The organism is Acidovorax sp. Root568 (assembly GCF_001427445.1).
Taxonomy (GTDB): domain Bacteria; phylum Pseudomonadota; class Gammaproteobacteria; order Burkholderiales; family Burkholderiaceae_C; genus Acidovorax; species Acidovorax delafieldii.
The window spans coordinates 488-8,860 of sequence record NZ_LMGP01000006.1 but is presented as its reverse complement, the minus strand read 5'-3'; the positions used below and the strand labels follow the sequence as shown (position 1 = coordinate 8,860).

General features: G+C 65.3%; 6 protein-coding genes and 1 pseudogene. 1 reads left to right on the top strand and 6 read right to left on the bottom strand.

The features are described 5' to 3' along the window. Positions 1-623: 623 nt before the first annotated feature. The 4 genes from tal to ASD75_RS06110 form a co-directional block, all read right to left on the bottom strand. On the bottom strand, positions 624-1,574 hold the full coding sequence (tal, locus tag ASD75_RS06125) for a transaldolase (protein WP_056744046.1): 951 nt from the start codon (positions 1,572-1,574) through the stop codon (positions 624-626). A 7-nt stretch (positions 1,575-1,581) separates the two neighbouring features. Then, a complete protein-coding gene (locus tag ASD75_RS06120) occupies positions 1,582-2,664 on the bottom strand; it encodes an ABC transporter ATP-binding protein (RefSeq protein WP_056744043.1) in 1,083 nt (360 codons plus the stop codon). 27 nt (positions 2,665-2,691) lie between these two features. Continuing rightward, on the bottom strand, positions 2,692-4,842 hold the full coding sequence (locus tag ASD75_RS06115) for an iron ABC transporter permease (RefSeq protein WP_235511552.1): 2,151 nt from the start codon (positions 4,840-4,842) through the stop codon (positions 2,692-2,694). Positions 4,843-4,938: 96 nt separating this feature from the next. Then, on the bottom strand, positions 4,939-5,967 hold the full coding sequence (locus tag ASD75_RS06110; RefSeq protein WP_121943770.1) for an ABC transporter substrate-binding protein: 1,029 nt from the start codon (positions 5,965-5,967) through the stop codon (positions 4,939-4,941). 255 nt (positions 5,968-6,222) lie between these two features. On the opposite strand from ASD75_RS06110, the gene ASD75_RS06105 reads away from it, so the two are divergent. Further along, complete coding sequence (locus ASD75_RS06105; protein ID WP_056058413.1) at positions 6,223-7,068, top strand: MurR/RpiR family transcriptional regulator; 846 nt, start codon at positions 6,223-6,225, stop codon at positions 7,066-7,068. Between the two features lie 35 nt (positions 7,069-7,103). On the opposite strand, the gene ASD75_RS06100 is transcribed toward ASD75_RS06105, so the two are convergent. Then, entirely contained in the window at positions 7,104-8,087 is a 984-nt protein-coding gene (locus ASD75_RS06100; protein ID WP_056744041.1) for a tripartite tricarboxylate transporter substrate binding protein, read from the bottom strand. A 127-nt stretch (positions 8,088-8,214) separates the two neighbouring features. Further along, positions 8,215-8,373: pseudogene (locus tag ASD75_RS24030) on the bottom strand (electron transfer flavoprotein subunit alpha/FixB family protein); the annotation flags it as partial.

Genomic DNA, 8,373 nt, shown 5'->3' with positions numbered 1-8,373 from the left:
GCGGGGTCTCGCTCAACTCGCGCCGCTGCGCGTCGCTCAGACACACGCGAGCCCTGATCCGCCAAACCCTGCGCTCCTCGGCGCATCCAGAGGGGCACCGGGGTACAGAACATCCACACGGGCCATCGCTGCGCTCGGCCCCGGATCGCGGGCGCAAGCCCCACGCGCTGCGAAAGCTGGGCCGAGCGCAGCGATGGCCCGTGTGGCTGTTCGGCTGTTCGGCTGTTCGGCTGTTCGGCTGTTCGGCTGTTGGATGTTCGGCTGTCCCACCCCTGCTGGCTGCGCCTGCGGCGGGGCGGTTGCGGGGTGGCACGCGCGTCGGAGCGCGCGTGCTTCGTGCTCTGACTCGCCGTGGCTGTCCGAGCGGCGCGCGCAGCGCAAAGCGAGTTCCACGGCGCACCCCACAGCCGCCCCGCCGTACAGGGGTCGCAGACTGGGGGTCGCCTTTTCTTTGGTGACTTTCTTTTGGCGAAGCAAAAGAAAGTTACTCGCACGCCGGGCGACTCCCGGCCTCCGCCCTCAACAAAGGCATGCGGCCCAACATGCTCCCAAGAGCCCCCAAAAACAAAAACGGCCAGCGCCCGCAACCCAGGCACCAGCCGCTCAAAAAAAGAAACCCGAGCTCAAGCCGCGAGGATCAGCTTCTCCAGTTTCACAGCATCCACCGCAAACGCCCGAATCCCCTCAGCAAGCTTCTCGGTCGCCATCGCATCCTCATTCAGCGCAAACCGGAACCCCGCCTCGTCATAGTTCACCGCAGGCAAGTCCATGCCCTTGGCAGCCTCTGCATCCAACGCCCGCTGCAACGGTACATCACTCGCAGCCAGCTGCGCCAACAGCTCGGGCGCAATGGTCAGCAGGTCGCACCCGGCCAGCGCCGTGATCTGCCCCACATTGCGGAAGCTCGCGCCCATCACCTCGGTGGCAATGCCAAAACGCTTGTAGTGGTTGTAGATCTGCGTGACCGACTGCACGCCCGGGTCGTTGGCGCCAGCGCGCGCAGCCTCGTCCCAGCTCGCACCCGCCTGCTTCTTGTACCAGTCGTAAATACGGCCCACAAAGGGCGAGATCAGCTGCACCTTGGCCTGGCCGCAGGCCACAGCCTGGGCGAACGAGAACAGCAGCGTGAGGTTGGTGTGGATGCCCTTGCGCTCCAGCTGGGCGGCGGCCTGGATGCCTTCCCACGTGGCCGCGATCTTGATGAGCACGCGGTCGATGTGGATGCCTTCGGCCTGGTACAGCTCGATGATGCGCTCGGCGCGCGTGACGGTGGCGCTGGTGTCAAAGCTCAGGCGGGCGTCCACTTCGGTGGAAACACGGCCGGGCACGTGGGTCAGGATCTCGCAACCAAAACGCACCAGAAGGCGGTCGATCACCTCGTCCATCGCACGCCCTTGCCACTTGGCGACGGTGTCCTTGAGCAGCGGCGCGTATTCGGGCTTTTGCACCGCCTTGAGAATCAGCGAGGGATTGGTCGTGGCGTCCTGCGGACGGAACTGGGCCAGTTGCAGAAAGTCGCCGGTGTCGGCAACCACGGTGGTGAACTGTTTGAGGGCGTCGAGTTGGTTCGTCATGGCGCCATTATTCCGCATTGGTCCGGGCGCCTTCGGTACTACCAACCACTGATACGCCGTGGGCACCCAGGCTCAGCTGCACCGCGTCGCCCACAGCCAGCACATCGTCCAGGTCGGACGACACCACAAAAATATGGCCCAGCGCGGTCTCGAAGGTGTATTCGTACACTGCGCCCAGGTAGGCCCGCTTGTCCAGCCGCGCGGGCAGCAGGCCCTCGCCCTGGCGGTGAATGCGCCAGGCCTCAGGGCGCACCGCCACCTTCACCGGGCCGCTCTTCACCGCCATGCGGGGGCGCAACACCAGTGGGCCGAGCGCCACCGTGCCGTCAGCGTCGGCCACGGCCGGGAACAGCATGGCCTCGCCCATGAAGCCCGCGACGAATTCGCTGTGCGGGGTTTCATACAGTGCACGGGGCGAGCCCTTTTGCGCAATCAGGCCCTGGTTCATCACGATGATCTGGTCGCTCACCGCCATGGCCTCGGCCTGGTCGTGCGTGACGTAGGCCACCGTGAGCGACAGGCGCTGCTGCAGCGCACGGATCTCTTCGCGCATCTCGCGGCGCAGGCGGGCGTCGAGGTTGGACAAGGGCTCGTCAAACAGCAGCACCTCGGGCTCCAGCACCAGCGCACGGGCCAGGGCCACACGCTGCTGCTGCCCGCCCGAGAGTTCACTGGGCAGGCGGTCGTCATAGCCCACCAGGCCCACGCCGCGCAGCGCCTCCACGGCCTTGGTGCGCGCCTGCTCCTTGGGCTGGCCCGACATGCGCAGGCCGTACATCACGTTCTCCACCACATTCATGTGCGGGAACAACGCGTAGCTCTGGAACATCATGCTCACATTGCGTTGCGCGGGGCCCAGCGTGGTCACGTCCTGGCCTGCGATGAAGATCTCGCCCGAAGTGGGCGATTCCAGCCCCGCAATCATGCGCAAGGTGGTCGTCTTGCCGCAGCCCGAGGGGCCGAGGATGGTGGTGAGCGTGCCGCGCGGCACCTCAAAGCTGATGCCCTTGACGGCCAGGGCCGCGCTGCTGTCGCTGCCGTAGCGCTTGGTGATGTTGCGGAACACGATGCCCGCGTCGTTGTTGTTCATGGCGTGTTTTCTTTTTTGTCAGAGGGGTCAGTGCGCAGCGGGAGCGGCTCCACGGCGGCCCAGTTTGCGGTCACCCACCAGCAGCTGAATGAGTCCGATGGAGGCCGACATAAGGACGATGAGCACCGTGCAGTACGCCAGCGCCACGCCATAGTCGCCATTGCCCACGCGGCCGATGATGTAGGTGGTGGCCAGCTCGTTCTCGGCGGTGACCAGGAAGATCACCGCGCTCACGGTGGTGATGGCACGCACAAAGCTGTAGACCAGTGCAGCCACTAGCGCGGGCTTGAGCAGCGGCAGCACCACGTGGCGCAGCGTCTGCACGCTGCCTGCGCGCAGCATGACGGACGCCTCATCCAGCGACCGGTCGAGTTGCTTGAACGCCGCCGTGCCCGCACGCACGCCCACCGGCAGGTTACGGAACATGAAGCACAGCACGATGATGAGTGCCGTGCCCGTCAGCTCGAACGGCGGCACGTTGAACGCCAGGATGTAGCTCACGCCCAGCACCGTGCCCGGAATGGCAAAAGCCAGCAGCGCTGCAAACTCGAACGCGCCCTGCCCCCGGAACTCGGTGCGCGCCAGCAGCCACGCAATGCCGATGCCCAGCGTGGCCGTGAGCGGCGCCGAGATGGCGGCGAGCTTGAGCGTGGTGAAGAACGAGTTCCACGCTGTGCCCGCCCACACCACACCAAACTCGCCCCATTCCACGCTGAACGCGGTACGGAAATGCGCCAGGGTGATGGTGTAGTCGCGCCCCCAGGTCTGCACAAAGCCACCGGCCAGCGCAAACAGGTACACGATCAGGGTGAACGCCATCCAGGGCAGTGCAATCGAGTGCACCACGCGGCGCACGCCCGTCGGCAGCGGCATGGCGATGCCCGCATCGCCCTTGCCCGATACGGTGGTGAAGTTCTGCTTGCCCAGCAAGCCGCGCTGGATGGCGAACACGGTGAGCGCAAAGAACGTGAGGATCCAGGCCAGCGACGCGGCACGGCCCTGGTCATACTGCGCACCCACGATGGCAAAGAAGATTTCGGTGGACAGCACCGAGAACTGCCCGCCCACCACGATGGGGTTGCCGAAGTCGGCCATGCTTTCGATGAAGCCCACCAGGAACGCATTGGCCAGGCCCGGCTTGAGCAGCGGCAGGGTCACGGTCATGAAGGTGCGGTGCGGGCTGGCACGCAGCGTTTGCGCGGCCTCTTCCAGACTGGGCGCCACGCCCTGCACCACGCCGCGCATGATCATGAAAGCAATGGGTGTGAAGGCAAAGGTCTGCGCCACCCACACGCCCAGCCAGCCGTAGAACCAGCGCGACGGCGTGATGCCAAACGCGTATTCCAGAAACTGGTTGAACACGCCTGCGCGGCCAAACAGCAGGATGAGCCCCAGGCCCACCACAAACGGCGGCGTGATGATGGGCAGCAGCGCCACGATGTTCAGCGGACGCGCATAGCGGCGCGATGCGCGCTCGGCCATCAGGGCCATGAAGGTGCCCAGCAGCGTCGTGCTGGTGGCCGTCATCAAGCCCAGGAACAGCGTGTTCCAGGCCACACCGCAGCGCTGGCCGCCCGCCAGGCACGACAGGCTGAAATTGCGCTCGTGCGCGATGCGCTCCCACACCACGGCCAGCGAGAACGGGCCGTCCTCCAGAAAAAACGCAGCCGACAGCGCCTTGAGCACCGGGAACACGATGAACAGCGCGAGCAGGCTGCCACAGCCCACCACTGCCGCAGCCACGAACAGATCGCCCTTGAAAAAGCCCCGCCGCGCCACCCCGAAAGACAGCAGCACCAGCAGCGCCGACAGCACCACAAACCCGCCCCAGCCCATGCCGGGCTGGCGCGCCCCCAGTTCGCCCAGGCTGTTGTTCATCCATTCAAACGCCCAGCCGCGCGCACCAATCGCAAAGCCGCTGAGCAGCAGGGCCGCCAGCCCCAGCGCCCCCCCCGCCACCAGCAGGGCACCCTGCTTGCGCCCGGCGGGCAGGCAGGCCCCCAGGCCCGCCACCACCAGCCCGGCGAGGCCCAGCCACAGCCAGGGGCGCCCGAACAAGGCCGCCTGCATCAGCCCGTTGGCCGCCTGCTCGCTGCTGAAGACCTGGCCCACCGCCAGCAGGCCATTGGCGTCCTGCTGTGCATACCAGGGGAACACCAGGTACCCCAGCACGCCCATGGCCAGCCAGACCCATAAGGGCCGGTTGACCGAGGCACCGGGAGTCCTGGTCCGAAGGGTTGCGTGCGCCGCCGCTGCTGCCGACACCACCACCCCTTAGCGCGTTGCGTTTTGCACGTCTTTTTCCCAGCGCGCAATCAGGCGGCGACGCTCGGCGCTGGCGCCGTATTTGGCGTAGTCGTAGTTGATGAGCTTCATCTTGGCCGGATCGGTCATGCGCGGGTCTTTGGGCACCTGCGTGTTGCTGGGCAGCTGGAACTGCTTGGCCGCCAGGCCAAACTGCTGACCACCCGGCGTGAGCGCCCATTCATAGAACTTCTTGGCGGCCTCGGTGTTGGGGCCGTTCTTGACGATGCTCATGGAGCCCACCTCGGCGCCGGTACCTTCAGAAGGTGTGACCGAGCCCACGGGGAAGCCGTTGACCGCCTCGGTGGTCACGTCGTGCACGAAGCTCACGGACACCGTGGTCTCGCCGCGTGCAACCGCCTTGACAGGCGCCGTGCCTGAACGGGTGTACGCGCTGATGTTGGGGTGCAGGGCCTTGAGGTATTCAAACGCCTTTTCCTCGCCCATGATCTGCACCAGCGTGGCGATCATGGTGTAGGCGGTGCCGCTAGAGGCCGGGTTGGCCATCTGAACCTCGCCCTTGAATTCAGGCTTGAGCAGGTCGGCCCATGACTGGGGGGGGTTGAGCTTGCGCTTGGCCAGCAGCTCCTTGTTGTAGCCAAAACCCAGCGGGCCCAGGTACACGCCCACGGTGCGGTACTTGGAATCGGCCGCCTGCTTTTGTGCCCAAGGGTACAGCTGCGCCAGCTGGGGCGACTTGTATTCGAGCGTCAGGCCCTGCTCGGCCGCCTGCAGATGCGGGTCGCCTGTGCCGCCAAACCAGATGTCGGTCTTGGGGTTGGCGCGCTCGGCATTGAGCTGCGCCAGCGCCTCGCCCGAGCCCTTGGCCGTCATGTTGACCTTGGTGCCAGTGGTCTTGGCGTACACCGTGGACATCAGGTTGCACCACTCGGCCTGCACCGAGCAGATGATGTTGACCTGGCCCTGGGCCCAGCTGCCCGATGCAGCGGCCACAAGGGCCGCACCGGCCAGAAGTTTTGTCAGCAAGGGTTTGCGCATGGAAGGCTCCTCAGTATCTGGATAACGTGATGGAGGATGCTATGCGTGCAGGGCCCGCCCGGGCCAGGGGGGAAACGCCCAGGCCCCGTGCAAGCAGGTTGAAAGGCAGGGATTGCGCGGGCCCCATACCTTTGGGAACCGAGTTACATTAAACGCAGATGGCCCCACCACCGCGCGCACAGCCGGTGGATGAAGCGTCCACCCAAGCCCTTTCCAAGGCCCCCTGCGCAGCCTGCCCTGCCTTCACAGACTGACATGCTCGACCGCATCACCGCCTCCCTGCCCTCGCTGGCCCCCGCCGAACAGCGCGTGGCCAAGCTGGTGCTGACCGACCCCCGCACCTTCGCCCGCCTGCCCGTGCGCGAGCTGGCCGAGCGCGCGCATGTGAGCAAACCCACCGTGGTGCGCTTTTGCCGCAGCATGGGTTACGACGGGCTGGCGGACTTTAAGCTCAAGCTGGCAGGCAGTGTGAGCGAAGGCGTGCCCTTCATCCACCGCAGTGTGGATGCAGACGACAAGACCGGTGACGTGCTGGTGAAGGTGGTGGACAACGCCGTGGCAGCGTTCCTGCAATACCGCAACGCGGCCAGCACCGTGGCCATCGAACGTGCGGCCGAGGCCATTGCCGACACGTGGAAGAAAGGCAAACGCATCGAGTTCTACGGCGTGGGCAACTCGGGCATCGTGGCACAGGACGCGCAGCACAAGTTCTTCCGTCTGGGAGTGACCTCGATTGCCAGCAGCGACGGCCACATGCAGGTGATGAGCGCCACCCTGCTGGGCCCAGGCGACTGCGCCGTGATCATCTCCAACTCGGGCCGCACCCGCGACCTGATGGACGCGGCAGACATCGCCCGCCGCAACGGCGCCACCACCATCGTCATCACCGCCAGCGGCTCGCCCCTGGCCAGCACCTGCCAGATCCATCTGGCGGCCGACCACCCCGAGGGCTACGACCGCTACAGCCCCATGGTGTCGCGCCTCATGCACTTGCTCATCATCGACGTGCTGGCCACCTGCGTGGCGCTGCGCATCGGCAGCTCGCTGCAGCCCATCCTGCAGCAGATGAAGGAAAACCTGCGGGCCAAGCGTTACGCGTAATTCCTGGCCGTCAGGCCAGGCTGGCCCACGCCTTCTCAGTCCAGCGTGACACCCGCGTCGCGGATCACCTTGCCCCACTTGGTCGTTTCGGCCGCAAGAAAAGCGTCGCACGCCTCGGGCGTGGTGCCTTCACCAAAGGTGCCCATGGTGTCGAGTTTGGCCTTGGTTTCATCACTCTGGATGATGGCGTTCACGGCGTCCGACATGCGCTTGACGATGTCGCGCGGCGTCCCTGCGGGTGCAATCATGCTGGCCCAGGTACTGCCCAGCATGCCGGGCACGCCTTGCTCGATGAAGGTCGGCACGTCAGGCAACATGGGCAAGCGCTTTTCGCTGGCTACGCCGATGAGGGTGATGCGGCCTGCCTTGGCGGGCTGGATCAGGTTGGGCGGAGGGTCGAGGAACAAGGGCACCTGGCCGCCGAGCAAGTCCGTCAACGCCGGGGCTGCGCCGCGGTAGGGAATGTGGACCATGAAGGTCTTGGTCAGTGACTTGAGCAGCTCGCTGGTCAGGTGCGCGGCAGAGCCTGTGCCTGATGAGGCAAAACTCACCTTGCCAGGGTTGGCCTTGGCATAGGCCACGAGTTCCTTCACCGTCTTGAACGGTGCATTGGGCGCCACCGCCGCCACCAACGGAGAAACACCCAGCAGCGACACGCCCATCAGGTCCTTGCGCGGGTTGTAGGGCAGCTTGGGGTAGAGCGTGGTGTTGGCGGTAAAGGCTGGAATGACCACGCCAAAGGTATGACCATCCGGGGCGGACTTGGCGACGGCATCCACGCCGATGATGCTGTTCGCACCGGGTTTGTTGTCGATGACAACCGGCTGGCCGAACTGCTTTTGCAGGCCCACCGTCAGCAGACGCGCCATCTGGTCGGTAAACCCGCCCGCCGTGTACGGCACGATGATGCGAATCGGGCGGCTGGGCCAGCTGGTTTGGGCCAGCGCTGGCAATGCCGCGCTGGCCAGCGCTGCGCCAGTGGCCTGGACAAGCCTGCGACGGGAAAGGAATGTGCTCATGGTTTTGTCTCCTGCTGATTTATAGGTACAAAAAGCAGCGTCAGCGCTCATCCAATAAGCGCCAAAAGCTATATTTTTAGAAGCATTCAGATCCCATCGAATGGGCTGTGCCTGTGGTCTGCGGGGCTCAGACGGCCTTGACCAGTTCAGGCACAGCCGTGAACAGATCCGCTTCCAGCCCGTAGTCAGCCACGCTGAAGATCGGTGCCTCAGGGTCCTTGTTGATCGCCACGATCACCTTGGAGTCCTTCATGCCCGCCAAGTGCTGGATAGCACCCGAGATACC

Excerpts from the sequence above, each read along its gene's own strand:
- tal (WP_056744046.1), bottom strand. The coding sequence starts at position 1,574 with ATGACGAACCAACTCGACGCCCTCAAACAGTTCACCACCGTGGTTGCC.
- ASD75_RS06110 (WP_121943770.1), bottom strand. The coding sequence starts at position 5,967 with ATGCGCAAACCCTTGCTGACAAAACTTCTGGCCGGTGCGGCCCTTGTG.
- ASD75_RS06105 (WP_056058413.1), top strand. The coding sequence starts at position 6,223 with ATGCTCGACCGCATCACCGCCTCCCTGCCCTCGCTGGCCCCCGCCGAA.
- ASD75_RS06115 (WP_235511552.1), bottom strand. The coding sequence starts at position 4,842 with ATGGGCGTGCTGGGGTACCTGGTGTTCCCCTGGTATGCACAGCAGGAC.
- ASD75_RS06120 (WP_056744043.1), bottom strand. The coding sequence starts at position 2,664 with ATGAACAACAACGACGCGGGCATCGTGTTCCGCAACATCACCAAGCGC.
- ASD75_RS06100 (WP_056744041.1), bottom strand. The coding sequence starts at position 8,087 with ATGAGCACATTCCTTTCCCGTCGCAGGCTTGTCCAGGCCACTGGCGCA.